Genomic DNA, 15,355 nt, shown 5'->3' on the forward strand with positions numbered 1-15,355 from the left:
GCACAATATCCTGGGGCCTCCGCCGAGATCGTGGCCAAGACCGTGGCGACGCCGATCGAGCAGGAGGTCAACGGCGTCGACAACATGCTGTATATGACCTCGCAGTCGACCGGCGACGGGAGCATGTCGCTTGCCGTCACCTTCAAGCTCGGCACCGATCTCGATACCGCGCAGGTGCTGGTGCAGAACCGCGTCGCCATCGCCCAGCCGCGGCTGCCGGAGGAAGTGCGCTCGATCGGCGTGACGGTGACCAAGCAGTCGCCGGACCTGATGCTGGTGATCCATCTCCTCTCGCCCGACGGCACCCGCGACCAGCTCTACATTTCCAACTACGCCACGCTGCACGTGAGGGACGTGCTGTCGCGCATCGACGGTGTCGGCAACGTCACCATCTTCGGCGCCCGCGACTATTCGATGCGCATCTGGCTCGATCCGGAGAAGCTCGCCATCCGCAACCTGACCGCCGCCGATGTAGTCTCCGCGCTGCGCGGCCAGAACGTGCAGGTCGCGGCCGGCGTGATCAATCAGCCGCCGGTGCCGGCGCCGGGCGCCTTTCAGCTCAACGTCGAGACGCAAGGCCGCCTGGTCGACACCGAGGCCTTCGGCAACATCATCGTCAAATCCGGCACCGACGGGCGCGTGGTGCGCATCCACGACATCGGCAGGGTCGAGCTCGGCGCCGCCGATTACGGCCGCAACGGCTATCTCGATGAGAAAGTGGCGGTGCCGCTCGGCATCTTTCAGCGTCCCGGCTCCAATGCGCTTGCCACTGCCGCGCAAGTGCAAGACGCCATGAAGAAGCTGTCGGAGTCCTTTCCGTCCGGTCTCAAATACGACATCGTCTACAACCCGACGGTGTTCATCGCCCAGTCGGTTGAGGCCGTGATCCAGACCATGTTCGAGGCCGTGGTCCTCGTCGTGGTGGTGATCATCCTGTTCTTGCAGACCTGGCGCGCCTCGATCGTGCCCATCGTTGCCATCCCGGTGTCGCTGATCGGCACCTTCGCCATGCTTTCGGCGCTCGGCTATTCCCTCAACAATCTCTCGCTGTTCGGCTTGCTGCTCGCCATCGGCATCGTGGTCGACGACGCCATCGTCGTGGTGGAGAATGTCGAGCGCAACATCCGCGAGGGGCTCAGTCCTCGCGATGCCGCCTACAAGACCATGGAGGAGGTTGGCGGGGCGCTGATCGCCATCGCTCTGGTGCTCACCGCCGTGTTCATCCCGTCGGTGTTCCTGACCGGGATTCTCGGCCAGTTCTTCCGCCAATTCGCCGTCACCATCGCCACCTCGACCGTCATCTCGCTGATCGTTTCGCTGACCTTGAGCCCGGCGCTGTGCGCGCTTCTGTTCAAGCCGCATGTGTCGCATCCCGAGCGCCAGAACATTTTCATGCGGCCGATCAATGCCTTCTTCCGCGGCTTCAACCGTGCCTTCGAATGGCTGTCGTCGCGCTATGGCGCGCTGACCGGCCGGCTCGTGCGCGTGTCGCTGATCATGGTGATCCTTTATGCCGGGTTGATCGGGCTGACCGTTTTCGAATTCTCGCGGGCTCCGACCGGCTTCATTCCGCAGCAGGATCAGGGATATCTCATCAACATCATTCAGCTCCCGCCAGGCGCCTCGCTGGCGCGCACCGACGAGGTGGCGCGGCGCGTGAACAAGCTGGTGCTCAACACTCCAGGGGTGGCGCACACCGTGCCGATCGTGGGCCTTGACGGCGCCACCTTCACCAACGCACCGAACTCCGCGGTGATTTTCTCGCCGCTCGCTCCGTTCGATGAGCGCGCCAAAAAGGGTCTAAGCGCGCAAGTGATCAGCATCAACCTCAACAAGCAATTCGCCGCCATCCAGGACGGGCTCATCATCAGCGTGTCGCCGCCGCCGGTACGCGGCATCGGCACCACCGGCGGCTTCAAGCTCGAGCTCCAGGACACCCATGGCGGCGATCTGACCCAGCTCGAGGGGGTCGCCCAACAGGTCATGGGGGTGGCCAACCAGACGCCGGGAATGGTGAATGTCTTCACCACCTTCAATACCCGCACGCCGAAGATCTGGGCCGATATCGACCGGGTGCGTGCCGAGATGCTTGGGGTCAGGACCGACGACGTGTTCACCACGCTCGAAGTCTATCTCGGCTCGCAATATGTCAACGATTTCAATTTTCTCGGCCGCACCTACCGGGTCACTGCGCAAGCCGACGGCCAGTTCCGCCAGGATCTGCACACCATCTCGCAGCTAAAGACGCGCAACGCCAACGGCCAGATGGTGCCGCTCGGCTCGGTCGCCGCCTTCAGCAACATCACCGGCCCCTATCGCGTCGAGCACTTCAATCTGTTTCCTTCGGCTGCCGTGCAAGGCGGCACGCTGCCCGGCTTTTCCACCGGTTACGGCCTCGCCGCCATGGACAAGATCGCCCAACAGCTTCTGCCTGACGGCTACGCCGCCGCCTGGACCGAGATCGCCTATCAGGAGCAGCTCGCCGGCAACACCGCCATCTACGTGTTCGCCGCCTCGGTGGTGTTCGTGTTCCTGCTGCTCGCGGCGCAATATGAAAGCTGGGCACTGCCGCTTGCCGTCATTCTCATCGTGCCCATGTGCCTGCTCGCCGCCATCAGCGGCCTCCTGCTGCGCGGCCTGGACGTGAACATTCTGGCGCAGATCGGGTTCGTCGTGCTGATCGGCTTGGCCGCCAAGAACGCGATTTTGATCGTGGAGTTCGCGCGGCAAAACGAGGAGCATGGCGAGGATCGCTTCCAGGCGGCGACGGAGGCGGCACGCGTGCGCTTGCGCCCGATCCTCATGACCTCTTTCGCCTTCATCCTCGGCGTGCTGCCGCTCGTCATCGCCACCGGCGCCGGCGCCGAGATGCGCCAGTCGCTCGGCACCGCCGTGTTCTACGGCATGATCGGCGTGACCGTGTTCGGATTGATTTTCACGCCGGTGTTCTACGTGGTGGTGCGCAAATTCGCGGCCAAGCCGCATGCTCATGGAAGCAGCGCGCCGGCGCCTGCCGAATGACGCCTGGCCCGCGCGAAAGGCGCTCGCCTGCAACGCCGCCAAACCCCCGCGTTAAGCTTGCTTCATTCGCTTCGCAGGCTGGGGTAAGCTCCAAAATCTCTCGGCCACAGCGGCGGTTAGGTCAGGGGGCGGCGTCAGGGTGACAGGGCGAAAAGTCCATGAGTACGCGCAGCTTCATCGCCGTCATGCTGGCGCTTCTCGGCCTCGGCCTGCTCGGACTTTGGTACTGGGACGCGGCCCGCGAGCATCGCCTGCTGATCGCCGCAGGCCAGCGCTCGGGCCAAGCCTTTCAGATCGCCAAGGCCTTGCAGCAGGTGACCGAGCGCCACTACCCCGAGCTCAAGCTCGAAGTGTTCGAGACGCGCGGGGCCCTGCACAATGCGAGCCTGCTCGACCAGGGCGCGGTGCAGCTTGCCACGGTGCAGGCCGACCAGGCGTCGGGGCGCAAAGCCCGTCTCGTCGCCGAGCTCTACCCCGACACTTTTCAGATCGTAGTGCGGCGCGACAGCGGCATCGACGCGATCGGCGACCTGATCGGCAAGCGCATCGCGCTTCCGCCGGAGCGAAGCGGCGAATATGAGTCCTTCTGGTTCCTTGCCAAGCACTATGCGCTCACTCCCGACGACCTCAAGCTTTACACCGGCACGGAGCGGACCACCGACTGGCTGCTCATCAACGGCGACGTCGACGCGCTGTTCCGCGTGCGCGCCCCGGGCGATGCTTCCATCCTCAAACTTATCCAGCGCGTGGACGGCAAGGTCATCCCCATCCCGCAGGCCGCGGCGTTGCGGCTCCAGCATCCGGCCTTCGAGGCCGGAATCATCCCGCAAGGCTCCTACAATGGCCGCCCCGCCATACCTGAGCGCGACGAGCCCACCATCTCGGTGAAGGAGCTTCTGGTGGCGAGCGAAGACGTGCCCGCCGAGGTGATCGCCAAGATCACCTCGGTGCTGTTCGAGCACCGCCGGGAATTGATGGATCTCGTTCCTCTCGCCGGCGCCATCGCTGCGCCCGACCGCAGCGGTGAAGCCTATCTGCCCATCCATGCCGGCGTGTGGGCATTCTGGGACCGCGACAAGCCGTCCTTCATCCAGCAGAACGCCGAAGCCATCGCGCTCATGATTTCGATCGCCGTCGTGGCCACCTCGCTCTATCTGCAATGGGTCGCGCGGCGGCGGAAGCGGGTCATGGACGCTTACAATGCCGAGCTCATCGAGCTTGGGCTACGGGCGCGGAACGCACCCGATTTCGCCACCATCGACGAGTGCAATGCGTTGCTCGCCACTTTCGTCGGCCGCATCGTGCAGGCGGCCAAGCACGGCCGCATCAACCCGGCGGAGTTCGAACTGTTCAACTTCACCTATGATTCCGTCGAAGACGCCATCAAGGATCGCCTGTTGCAGCTCGAGCGGGCGGAGCAGGAGCGCAAGACGCCGGCTCCGCGCCGCCAGGCAAGCGTTCCGGCCGGGGTCTAGGGGGAGGGGCACGATGAGGCGGCTCGCTCTTTGGGTTGCGGTAATCGCGGTTGGCCTTGCGGCAGCGGTCGCCGGAGGCATCGCCGCGCAACGGCATTTGCAACAGGCCGCGCTCACCGACGCCTTCGCGCGGCTCCGGCTGTTCCATGAGCTCCGGCGCGCCGCGCTCGAGGACTATCTGAAGTCCATGGCTTCAGATGTTCGGGCGGCGAGCGAGAACCCCCGCGTCGTCGATACCGCCGAGAAGCTTAATTTTGCCTGGTCGACGATGGGGCCTGAGGCCCGTAAGGTGCTGAGCCGCCAATATATCGCCGAGAACCCGTACCCGGCCGGCGAGCGCTACAAGCTCGATGCCGTCGACGACAACTCCTACTACGCGCGCGATCACCGCGCCTTCCATGACTGGGCCACGCGGTTCAGAGAGCATTTCGGCTATTACGACGTGTTCCTCATCAGCCCCGCCGGCGACATCCTCTATAGCGTCGCCAAGGAGATCGATTTCGCCACCAATCTAAAGACCGGTCCCTATCGCAAGAGCCCGCTCGCCGAGGCGTTTCGCCGCGCCATGGCCAAGCCCGAAGAGGTCCTGACCGTTTCGGATTTCGCACGCTACCCGCCAAGCAACGACGACCCTGCCGCCTTCGCCGGTCACGCCATCGAAAAGGACGGCAAGGTCATCGGCGTTTTCGCCGTGCAGATTCCTGCCGAGCCGCTCAACGACCTCATGCGCTTCACCGCCGGCATGGGTGCCACCGGCGAGACCTACCTGGTCGGTGCAGACGGTTTGATGCGCAGCCAGTCGCGTTTCAGCGACACGCCGACTCTGCTCGCGACCAAGGTCGACAACCAAGCGGTGCAAGACGGCAAGAGCGGCAAGAGCGGTGCGCGCATCGTCGCCGATTATCGCGGCATTCTGGTGTTGTCGGTTTACGCTCCTGTCGATTTCGGCGGACAACCCTACGTGCTGCTGGCCGAGATCGACGAGGCGGAAGTGTTGAGCGAGGTGCGAGACTGGATCGTGCCCGCCGCAGCAGTGCTCTCCGGCTTGGCCGCGGGGCTGCTCGCGCTCCTGCTCTATCGGCTGATGCGCCCGGCGCGGCGCAAGGCAGCGCTCGAGCCCGGCCTCAGCTGAAAATATGGCTCGCAACGATGCCGTTGAAGATCGACTGCACGGCGATGGCAGCGAGCAGCACGCCGAACACGCGCACGATCACCTTGCGCGCCGTGAGCCCGATCAGATCGTGCACCTCCTGGGCGAGCAGGAGAAAGACGAGCGTCACCAGCATCACCGCGAGAATGGCGAGCACCACCGCCACGAGCAGCTTGGGATCTCCATGGGTTGCCGCCGCGAGCACGATGGCGCTCGTCATGGCGCCAGGTCCCGCGAGCAGCGGGGTGGCCAGCGGGAACACGGTGATTTCGGCGTGGGCTTCCGCCTTGCTTTCGGCCTCCTCGCTTTCCTTCACCGTCAGCCGCGCCGGCGAGGGGCGCTTCGACAGCGTCATGTCGAGGGCGATGATCAGGAGGATGATGCCGCCGGCAACCTGGAGCGCCGGCAGCGATACTCCAAGCTGATTGAGGAGCGGCTGGCCGAACAGGGCGAAGGCGAGCACGATCAGCGTGGCAATGGCCACCGCTTTGAGCGAGATCGCGCGGCGCTCGGACTTGGTGGCGTTGGGCGTGAGGCTCGCGGCGATGACCGCGGAATCGATCGGGCCGATCACCGCGAAGAAGGTCGTGAAGGCTGTCAGAGCAGTTTCGAGCATGTGATTAACGAGGAAGCTTTAATGCGAGGTCTTGCCTATCAAATAGGCGTCTAAGAGCGTTGCCTATCCAATCGGCATCGGCTTAAGATGATGCCCATACCATAAATCAGAAGCGCACCCAGGCGGGAGTAGAGGTCGCTCACGAGAACCGGACAGGGCGGACTTGCGTAGTACTGAGAGAGTGGAAGCGCGGGTGCGCGAGGCGCCGGCACCTTCCCGCCGATTTTTTGATGAGATGCGCGAGCCCGACGGCACGGTGAGACCGGCCTATGCCGACTTCGCCGAGCTGCTCGACGATCTCTCCATCGAGTCCCTGGTGACCAAGCAGGCGGCGGCCGAGGAGCTATTCCGCCGGCTCGGCATCACCTTCGCCGTCTATGCCGAAGGCGGCTCGACCGAGCGGCTGATTCCCTTCGATCTCATCCCGCGCATTCTCGCCCAGTCCGAATGGGAGCTCGTGCAGCGCGGCTGCGTCCAGCGGGTGAAGGCGATCAACATCTTCCTCTACGACATCTACCACGACCAGGAGATCATCAAGGCAGGCCTCGTGCCGCCTGAATTCGTGCTGCTCAACCCTGCCTACCGGCCTGAGATGCACGGCGTCGAGCCGCCCAATAAGGTCTATGCCCATATCGCCGGTATCGATCTCGTCCGCACCGGCGAGAGCGATTTCTTCGTGCTCGAGGACAATGTGCGCACGCCGTCCGGCGTCTCCTACGTGCTCGAGAACCGCGAGATCATGATGCGGCTCTTTCCCGACGCCTTCGCCGGGCAATCGATCTCTCCGGTCGGCAATTACCCTGAGCGACTGCTCGAAAACTTGCGCGCCGTGGCCCCAGGCGGTGCCGAGAGTCCGGTCGTGGTGCTGCTCACGCCGGGCCGCTACAACAGCGCCTATTTCGAGCATGTGTTTCTCGCCGAGCAGATGGGCGTCGAGCTCGTCGAAGGCGGCGATCTGTTCGTGCGCGACGGCTATGTGTGGATGCGCACCACCGAAGGCCCGGTCAAGGTCGATGTCATCTACCGCCGGGTCGACGACACCTTCATGGATCCGCTCGCCTTCAATCCGCAATCGGCACTCGGCATCCCCGGCCTGTTGTCGGTCATCAGATCGGGCAGGGTGGCGCTTGCTAATGCGCTCGGCACCGGGGTGGCCGACGACAAGGCGATGTATTGCTATGTGCCGCGCATGATCGAGTTCTATCTCGGCGAGCACGCCATCCTCAACAATGTGCTCACCTATATGCTGCGCGATCCCAAGCAGCGGCAGCACGTGTTCAACAATCTCCACAATCTCGTGGTCAAGGAGGTGCAAGGCTCCGGCGGCTACGGCATGCTGATCGGGCCTGCCTCGACCGCCGAGGAACGCGAGGCCTACAAGCTCAGGGTGATGCAGAACCCGGAGAACTATATCGCCCAGCCGACGCTCGCGCTGTCCACCGCGCCGACGCTGATCGACGGCGAGATCGTGCCGCGCCACGTCGATCTCAGGCCCTTCGTGCTCTCCGGCAAGGAGACGAGCGTGATCCCGGGCGGGCTCACCCGCGTGGCGCTGGTCAAGGATTCCCTCGTGGTCAATTCCAGCCAGGGGGGAGGCACCAAGGACACCTGGGTGCTGGAGCGAGGCTGATGCTGAGCCGCACCGCCGAGAATTTGTTCTGGATGTCGCGTGCCATGGAGCGGGCTGAGAACACCGCGCGCATGCTCGATGTGAGCTTTCGCATGTCGCTTCTGCCGTCGACCATCGACAAGCAGGCGCTGCATTTCGAGCCGATCCTTGCCATCGCGCCGGGATCCGGCCGTTTCCACGAGCTCTATCAGGAGCTCAATCATGAGACCATCATCCGCTACGTGGCGCTCGAGCCGGAAAATGGTGGCAGCATCTGGTCGCTGATCCGCGACGCGCGGGAGAACGCCCGCGCCCAGCGCACGGCAATCTCGAGCGAGGCCTGGGAAAGCCTCAACTCGACCTGGCTTCAGGTGCAGAACCTCGATTACCAGGGGCTGATGCGCTGGGGCTACCGCGATTTCTTCGACTGGGTTAAGGAGCGCTCGCATCTCTTCCGCGGCGTCGTGTTCGGCACCATGCTGCATGACGACGCCTTCCGCTTCATCAGGCTCGGCACCTTCATCGAGCGCGCCGACAACACCGCGCGCATCCTCGACGTGAAGTATCACGTGCTGTTGCCCCAGGGCGAGGAGGTTGGCGGCTTGATCGACTATTATCAATGGGGCGCGCTGTTGCGCTCGGTCGGCGCCTTCCGCGCCTACCGCAACGTCTATCGCGACACCGTCTACCCATGGCGCATCGCCGAGCTGCTCATCCTGCGCGAGGACATGCCGCGCTCGTTGCACCATTGCTATCAGAACCTGATCGGCACGCTCGACGAGCTCGCCGGCAAGAAGGAGCTGGAATGCCGGAGGTTGGCCGGCCAGACCTATGCGCGGCTCAAATATGGCCGCATCGACCGGATCTTTCGCTCAGGCCTGCACGAATTCCTCACCTCCTTCATTGAGTCCAACAACATGCTCGGCATGCAGATCCAGGAAGATTTCCTGATGATTCCGACGGCGGTGGCGGGGGCCGCGTGACGTGATGCTGATCAGGGTCGAGCACACGACCGAATATGCCTATTCGGAGCCGCTCGTCGCGAGCACGCAATATTTGCGCCTGACCCCACTCTCCGGCAGGACCCAGGTGGTGGAGAGCTGGAAAGTCTCCACCCCGGGCGCCGTCACCCATCAATGGTATGACCAATACGGCAATTGCTGCCACACCCTCACCGTGGCCCAGCCGGTGACCGAGCTCGCCATCAAAGTGAGCGGCCTCGTGCGGACGCGCGACACCCACGGCGTGGTGGGCCTTGCGCCGGCTGAGCTGCCGCTCGGCCTCTATCTCCGCGAGACGCCGTACACGGTGTGCTCGGAGCCGATCCGCGACTATGCCTCCCGCTTCCGGTCAAAGGTCAACCGCGACCGCATCGAGGCGTTGCATGAGATCATGCTGGCGATTTCCGATGACGTCGAATACAGCAAGGGCGAGACCCACGTGCACACCACCGGCGCCGAGGCTCTGGAACAAGGCAGCGGCGTCTGCCAGGACCATGCCCACATCTTTTGCGCCGTCTGCCGCTCGCTCGGCGTGCCCTCGCGCTATGTCAGCGGCTACCTTTCGCACGGCGCGGACCACGAGGCCCATGCCTCAAGCCACGCCTGGGCCGACGCCTATGTGCAAGATCTTGGCTGGGTGAGCTTCGATCCCTCCAACCGCACCGGTGCGACACAGTCGTATATCCGCATCGCCACCGGCTTAGACTATGCCGAGGCAGGCCCCGTTCGCGGCGTGCGCAACGGCGGTGGGGTTGAAACCATGACCTACTCGGTTATGTTCCCAAGCCAACAACAACAACAGGCTCAATAGGGGGGTGGCTTGACCTATTGCGTTGGCATTCTGCTCAATGAAGGCTTGGTGCTGGCCTCTGATTCCCGCACCAATGCCGGTATCGACCGCGTCTCGACCTTCCGCAAGATGCATGTGCTGGAGAGGCGGGGAGAGCGCTTCTTTGCTCTCCTCACTGCCGGCAATCTGTCGCTCACCCAAGGGGTCATGAGCCTGCTCGGCGAGTGGCTCGAATCGGGCGATCCGGAGAAGGATCTATGGGCTGTGGGGTCCATGTTCGCCGCCGCCCGCGCCGTCGGCACTGCCATCCGCGAGATGCATAAGATCGACGGCGGCTACCTCCAGCAGCACGACGTCGATTTCAGCGCCTCCTTCATCCTCGCCGGGCAGCTCAAGACCGGGCAGCTCAGGCTGTTCCTGATCTACGATGCCGGCAATTTCATCGAGGCCATGGGCGACACGATCTACTTCCAGATCGGCGAGGTGAAATACGGCAAGCCGATCCTCGACCGTATCATCCAGCCGAGCACCAGCCTCAACGACGCGGTGAAATGCGCGCTCATCTCCTTCGACTCGACCATGCGCTCCAACGTGTCGGTCGGGCCGCCGATCGACATCTTTGTCTACCGGCGCGACTCGATGGCTCCCGGCTTCACCATCAGGCTCGAAGGGTCGGACCCCTATCTTCGGTCGATCCGCGATGCCTGGGGATCGGCGCTGCACAAGGCGTTCCAGGACACGGTGCCGGGCCCAGGTTGGAAGATCTAGTCTTTGGCATTTCCGCCTGCCTGCTGAAACTGAAAGAACGTGCAACAAGGGAGGAATATCATGCGTATAGCAAACCTAGGTGCGGCAGTGCTTGCCGCCATGGCCGTCGCCGCGGGCGCGCTGCCTGCTTCGGCCGAATCGTCCGGCTACACGGTAGCGCCTGCCGGGCCGGCCGATCCACGCAACAACTACGTGCCGCAGTCCGGCGCGGTCTTTGTCGTGGACAACGCTAAGGGGGAAATCGCCATGTGTTTCCCCGACAACAAGGACAACAGGCCAGTGGTGGTTTGCACCCCGGCGACCAAGCTGCCGCAATAGCCACAGGTCTGTTGGCCTGCGGCCTCGGCCGCCGTTCGAGAGAAGCCGCTTAAGGCTTGCCGGCGCCGGGCATCCCCGTGGGCGTGCTGTCCTGGATCACCTGGGTTGCGAGGTCGCGGATCTCTTCCAGCTGATGCACGAAGCTTTCCATCTGCTTCCGCGCATGCTCGGTCTGCAGCTCCATGGCCTGGCCTACGTCCTTGCTTTCCGCGAGCTTCATCGCGAGGTTGAAATTCGCCTCGGCGTTGTCGCGCGTGATCTCGGCGATCTTCTCGTTGAGAGAGCGCAGGCCGCTGCTCGCCGTTTGCGAGCTCGTCTCGAACGTCTTCCACGTCTTCTCGCTCGTCGCCACGAATGTATCGAACGCCCGCTTTGTTTGCTCGATGCTGACCCTCATCAACTCGCGGAATGCGTCCGGCACCTCAGGCTTCATGAACGCGTCATTGGCCATGATACTCTCCTATCCTCACTCGCCCTCGATAGCGTTTCCCGGCTGCTGCGGCTCGTCGTCTGTTTGCCTTTGTCTGACCGACTTTTCCAGCGTCAGCAGCCAGGTGCTGACCGGCCACCAAGCGGCCCACCAGAAGCTCTTGATCCACAAGCTTAGCACGGCGCGGGCCCTTTAGGCAGGGGAGGCGTGTCGTCGCCGCCCTGCCACATCATGGTGAAACCGCGCAAAGCTGCAGCCGCGCGCGTTGAATTTGCTTTCCAAGTGCCGCCGCTTGCGTCTTACTTGAGGCGGGGAACGGAATCGCCACAGGGTAACGGGCATCAAACCACTCGCTTGATCGCGGCGGGCCGGGGGCCTTGGCCTTCACGATCGAAGGAAGGTTCAAGATGCGACTCTTTCCGATCCTCGCTTCAGCGCTCATGGTCAGTGCGCCCTTGGCACACGCCGAGATGCTACCAGCCTACGATTCAGAGACCATTTGCGCCGATGTCGCGGGTGGCTCGGCGCGGCAAGAGCTGATCATGCGCGGCTGCCTCGATTTCCAGGAGCGGACGCGCAAAGAGATTGCCCTTGCCTGGGACAAGCTCCCGGTTCCGGTGCAGGTTTCCTGCACCAAGGCCGCCGAGGGAAGCGGCGACTATTGGCGGCTCAAATCCTGCATCGACAAGGAAGTGCGATCCACCTCGGCCGCGACCGGGCACTAGACGTCAAGGGAGCGCCGGCCGCAGATCGGGCCGACGTGCGACTACCGGCGCACCGTGCGTTCGTGGGATCGCGCCCTTGAACACCTGAATGATGTCCATCTCGTTCAGTTCTTCGTCGCTCGATGGCGACAGGGCCAGATCGGTGTAGGCCTTGGCGTTTTGTTCGGCTTTGACACGCCTCCAGGCGGGGCGGAATTTCAGGAAGAGCAGCGCCCATTGGGTGCCGGAGGTGAGCGATTCCACCACCCGGCGCGGGTAGAACAGAAGTGGGTTCTCGATCTTCATTCCCGGTCTTCGCTGCTTGCGTATCTTGCGCCGGACGATGCCGCATTCGAGCGGGTGCACCTTCTCGATCAGGATCGAGCCGAGGAAATGCACGACGGAGGAATAGAGAGCGCTGGTGCGCGCGCCGCGCGCCGCATCACGCCTAAGCACGGTCTCGACGTGCTCTGGCGTATAGAACTGCCGCCAGGAATCGAAATAGACCTTCTCCCACACCGCGTCGGACATGATCGGATGGTGCGACACTCGGTGGTTGAGGTCGTATTTGTTCAGGTCCGGGTCCATCCACACGCCCTTGCTGTGCAGGACCTTGTGGTCCTCGGAGCCCGGGAGCGGCGTGAGGAAGAAGAACTCGATCAGGTCGAGCGGCATCTCCCGCTGGATGATCTCGATGTTGCGGGCGATCTTCTCCGGCGTGTCATCCGGAAAGCCGAGGATGTAACCGGCATAGGTGATGACGCCGGCATCCTTCCAGGCCTGCAGCATCTTGCGGTATTCCCAGATCTTGTTCTGCCGCTTCTTGGCGGCGGCGAGCGCATCTGGGTCAATGTTCTCAAGCCCGATAAAGACGCGGGCGCAGCCGCCCCGCGCCGCCTTCTCGATGAAGCCAGGCAGCCGGTGACACAGCGTGTCGACCTGCAGCGTAACCTTGAATTTGAAGCCTTGCTCCTCGCGCAGCCAGATCAGCCGGTCGAGAATGCCTTCCCAGTCCTTGTTGCGGGCGAAGTCGTCGTCGGTGATGAAGAAACGGTTGATGTTCTGTGCCGCATTGGCGCGGATGATCGCCTCGACGTCGTCCGGCGTACGGTGGCGCGACTTGCGCCCTTGCACATTGATGATGGTGCAGAAGGAGCATTGGAACGGACAGCCCCGGCCAGCGTCGAAGCTGGTATAGGCGCCAGCCATCTTGCGCACCACCTTTTCGGGCAGGATCGGCAGCGTGGCATTGGTGAGGTCCGGCAAATCTTTCATCAGATTGTAGAGCGGCTTGAGTTTGCCGGCCCATGCCGCCTGCACAACCACATCCATGCGCCCCTCGGCCTCTCCGGCGTAGATCGAGATGCCGAGCTTCTGCGCCTCGACGATCTCCCGCGGAGTTTCGGGCAGCATGGCGATGCTGCCTGCCGCATGGAAGCCGCCCATGATCACCTGAATGCCGGCATCGAGGAACTTTCGGCCAATATCGACCGCGCGAGGGAATTGGTTAGACTGCACGCCGACGAGACCGACCATGGCGCCGTCCGCGGCTTTCAACCGCTGGATCAGCTTCTTGAAGCGGACGACCGTATTGGTCTCGTCGATCACATCGATCTCGATGTCGACGTCGTCGCCGAGGACGTTCCGCCGGCGGCTCTCGTCGATCAGGCTATAGACCGAGGCGAGGGAATTGGACGGTATGGGCGAGCGGAACCACTGAATGACGTAGCCGTCATCGTCGTAGTGCGACGGCTTTATCAGAATGATGAGAAACCGCTTGGCGTGAGCCATTTTTCCCCCAAGCCAGAAGGTATCAGCCCGGCAATATGACCGCACCCTAATTCGGTGAATTTGTGACCGGCGCTGGATGTCACAAGCGATTCAAGCGGTTGTACGCGCACTGTGAACGCTCAAGCTCAAATCCAGCAACTACAAGAAAGTGCGAAGCCACCTCGGCCACGACCGGGCACTAGGACCCCGGCTTGAAGTAGAACTCCCCCTCGATAGGGGAGCTTGATTGCCAGGGCTGCTGGGCGCCGCCGGTTACTTTCTTCACCCTGAGGCCGACCTCGTTGAAGGAATGAAGAATGTCGAGCCCAGGAATGCGGATGACCTCGGCGAGCGCCTTGGTGTAGGGACTGTTCCCGTCACTGCCGTCTTGCGCAAGCGCCCCAGGCTGCGTGGCGAAGGAAATCAGCGTGCCTTCCGGCGCCTGCATCACTGCGAGCCCACCGCCACTCGCGCGCAAGCCCCGCCCCGATAAGGGATTGTTGCGGCAGGCATCGAGCATCACGAGATTGAGCTTCGTGCCGGCGCTTTCCATCTGGCGCAGCACTACGTCGGCGTTGACCAACTGAAAGTCGACATCGGCCTCTTTGGTGGGATTGGCGTTGATCGGAGCGAGGAAATTGGACCCGCGCACCTGCACGCCGTGACCGGCGTAATAGAACAAGGCGACGTCGGCGCCTTGCAGCTTGTTGCCGAACTCCTGCACGGCGGCATCAAAGCCCGCCTTGTCGAGATCGAGCCGCGGCCCCCCGCCGACCAGTGTGAAGCCCGCATCCTGCAAGGCCCCAGCGATGAGCTTGGCGTCGTTGGTGGGATTATCGAGCTTGCCGATTTTCTGATAATCGGAATTGCCGATCACCAGCGCCACTCGCTTGCCGAGGGGAGCAGGCGCAACAGACGGCGCAGCCTTTGGAGCCGGCGCGGGGGCTTGGACCGCAGCCACGACGGGTGCTGAGGTTTGCACAGGCGGAGGCGCGGCCGTGGTCGGCGCCGCCGGCGCTGGAGGCGAGGCGGGCGCATTCGTTGCCGCTCCTGCGGAAGCTTCCACCTTCTCGAGTTCGGCCAACGCCGTTTTGGCTTCAGTGTAGTCAGGCCTTAGCTCAAGCGCCTTCTGCAGATCCGCTCGCGCCAAATCCAGCTTTCTCGTCTTCAAATAGGCGACACCCCGCGACTGATACGAAGCGCTCTGACCGGGGTCGAGTTCGATTGCTCGAGTCAAATCGGAGATGGCGCGGTCATATTCGCCCCTGTCTCCGTAAATGCTTCCCCGTTCGCCGAAGGCGTAAGCGTGGTTTGGATCTAGTTCGATAGCGCGCGAGTAGTCTGCGACCGCGCGATTCTTGTCGCCCTTGTCGGCATAGGAATGTCCGCGCACGAAGAAGGCCCAAGCCCGATCCGCGCTCGACGCTCCGCTGCCAATGACTTTCGTACACAGTTTAATCGCGGTATCGGGGCGTACAGCGGCGCTGACTAGGTCGCAGGTTGTACCAATCTCAAAAAAGCCGCCCGCTTGTTCGGCCTGAGCACCGGATGCCACTGCGATAAAAAGCGCGAGTGCTGCACAGACGAGTCGTACGAACCGTCGCACGTACCATCTCCTCCCGATTGCTTCTGGCTTCACTATACACCCTCGCTCAAGTGCCATGAACTAGCCGAACGCTCCGCGCCGCGAAATGCCAGTTGCC

At 63.1% G+C, this 15,355-nt stretch carries 12 protein-coding genes and 2 pseudogenes; 9 read left to right on the forward strand and 5 right to left on the reverse strand.

The window, feature by feature from the left end:
- The 3 genes from ACREC7_RS05190 to ACREC7_RS05200 form a co-directional block, all read left to right on the forward strand.
- A partial coding sequence (locus ACREC7_RS05190) for an efflux RND transporter permease subunit (protein WP_431554632.1) occupies nucleotides 1-3,021 on the forward strand: 3,021 nt, incomplete at its 5' end.
- Between the two features lie 158 nt (nucleotides 3,022-3,179).
- The gene (locus ACREC7_RS05195; protein ID WP_431554633.1) at nucleotides 3,180-4,496 is read left to right on the forward strand and encodes a TAXI family TRAP transporter solute-binding subunit; all 1,317 of its coding nucleotides are present in this window, start codon (nucleotides 3,180-3,182) and stop codon (nucleotides 4,494-4,496) included.
- A gap of 13 nt (nucleotides 4,497-4,509) precedes the next feature.
- Nucleotides 4,510-5,628: a cache domain-containing protein gene (locus tag ACREC7_RS05200; RefSeq protein WP_431554634.1), complete on the forward strand. Its 1,119-nt coding sequence runs from the start codon at nucleotides 4,510-4,512 to the stop codon at nucleotides 5,626-5,628.
- Here ACREC7_RS05200 and ACREC7_RS05205 read toward each other — a convergent pair.
- The gene (locus ACREC7_RS05205) at nucleotides 5,621-6,262 is read right to left on the reverse strand and encodes a MarC family protein (protein WP_431554635.1); all 642 of its coding nucleotides are present in this window, start codon (nucleotides 6,260-6,262) and stop codon (nucleotides 5,621-5,623) included. The genes ACREC7_RS05200 and ACREC7_RS05205 overlap by 8 nt on opposite strands.
- Before the next feature lie 235 nt (nucleotides 6,263-6,497).
- Between ACREC7_RS05205 and ACREC7_RS05210 the strand changes: the two genes are divergently transcribed.
- From ACREC7_RS05210 to ACREC7_RS05230, 5 genes are read left to right on the forward strand one after another with little or no spacing between them, the layout of a single operon-like run.
- Complete coding sequence (locus ACREC7_RS05210) at nucleotides 6,498-7,892, forward strand: circularly permuted type 2 ATP-grasp protein (protein WP_431554659.1); 1,395 nt, start codon at nucleotides 6,498-6,500, stop codon at nucleotides 7,890-7,892.
- The gene (locus ACREC7_RS05215) at nucleotides 7,892-8,854 is read left to right on the forward strand and encodes an alpha-E domain-containing protein (protein ID WP_431554636.1); all 963 of its coding nucleotides are present in this window, start codon (nucleotides 7,892-7,894) and stop codon (nucleotides 8,852-8,854) included. The genes ACREC7_RS05210 and ACREC7_RS05215 overlap by 1 nt, the downstream gene beginning before the upstream one ends.
- A 4-nt stretch (nucleotides 8,855-8,858) precedes the next feature.
- Nucleotides 8,859-9,683, forward strand: coding sequence for a transglutaminase family protein (locus tag ACREC7_RS05220; protein ID WP_431554660.1), 825 nt, complete (start codon nucleotides 8,859-8,861; stop codon nucleotides 9,681-9,683).
- A gap of 9 nt (nucleotides 9,684-9,692) precedes the next feature.
- Nucleotides 9,693-10,430 carry a peptidase gene (locus ACREC7_RS05225; protein ID WP_431554637.1) on the forward strand — a complete coding sequence of 246 codons (738 nt, stop codon included), beginning with the start codon at nucleotides 9,693-9,695 and terminating at the stop codon, nucleotides 10,428-10,430.
- A 60-nt stretch (nucleotides 10,431-10,490) separates the two neighbouring features.
- Nucleotides 10,491-10,748, forward strand: coding sequence for a hypothetical protein (locus ACREC7_RS05230; protein ID WP_431554638.1), 258 nt, complete (start codon nucleotides 10,491-10,493; stop codon nucleotides 10,746-10,748).
- 49 nt (nucleotides 10,749-10,797) lie between these two features.
- Here the strand turns inward: ACREC7_RS05230 and ACREC7_RS05235 are convergent, their stop codons facing one another.
- Nucleotides 10,798-11,199 (reverse strand): phasin family protein, encoded by a 402-nt coding sequence (locus ACREC7_RS05235; RefSeq protein ID WP_431554639.1) that lies wholly within the window; start codon nucleotides 11,197-11,199, stop codon nucleotides 10,798-10,800.
- Nucleotides 11,200-11,585: 386 nt separating this feature from the next.
- Between ACREC7_RS05235 and ACREC7_RS05240 the strand changes: the two genes are divergently transcribed.
- Complete coding sequence (locus ACREC7_RS05240) at nucleotides 11,586-11,903, forward strand: hypothetical protein (protein WP_431554640.1); 318 nt, start codon at nucleotides 11,586-11,588, stop codon at nucleotides 11,901-11,903.
- Between the two features lie 3 nt (nucleotides 11,904-11,906).
- On the opposite strand, the gene ACREC7_RS05245 is transcribed toward ACREC7_RS05240, so the two are convergent.
- The 3 genes and pseudogenes from ACREC7_RS05245 to ACREC7_RS05255 all read right to left on the reverse strand — a co-directional run.
- The gene (locus ACREC7_RS05245) at nucleotides 11,907-13,673 is read right to left on the reverse strand and encodes a B12-binding domain-containing radical SAM protein (RefSeq protein ID WP_431554641.1); all 1,767 of its coding nucleotides are present in this window, start codon (nucleotides 13,671-13,673) and stop codon (nucleotides 11,907-11,909) included.
- 187 nt (nucleotides 13,674-13,860) lie between these two features.
- Nucleotides 13,861-14,613, reverse strand: a pseudogene (locus tag ACREC7_RS05250) (caspase family protein); the annotation flags it as partial.
- Between the two features lie 153 nt (nucleotides 14,614-14,766).
- Nucleotides 14,767-15,315, reverse strand: a pseudogene (locus ACREC7_RS05255) (tetratricopeptide repeat protein); the annotation flags it as partial.
- Between the last annotated feature and the right edge of the window lie 40 nt (nucleotides 15,316-15,355).

This window comes from Methyloceanibacter sp. (assembly GCF_050728395.1).
In the GTDB taxonomy this organism is placed as follows: Bacteria; Pseudomonadota; Alphaproteobacteria; order Rhizobiales; family Methyloligellaceae; genus Methyloceanibacter.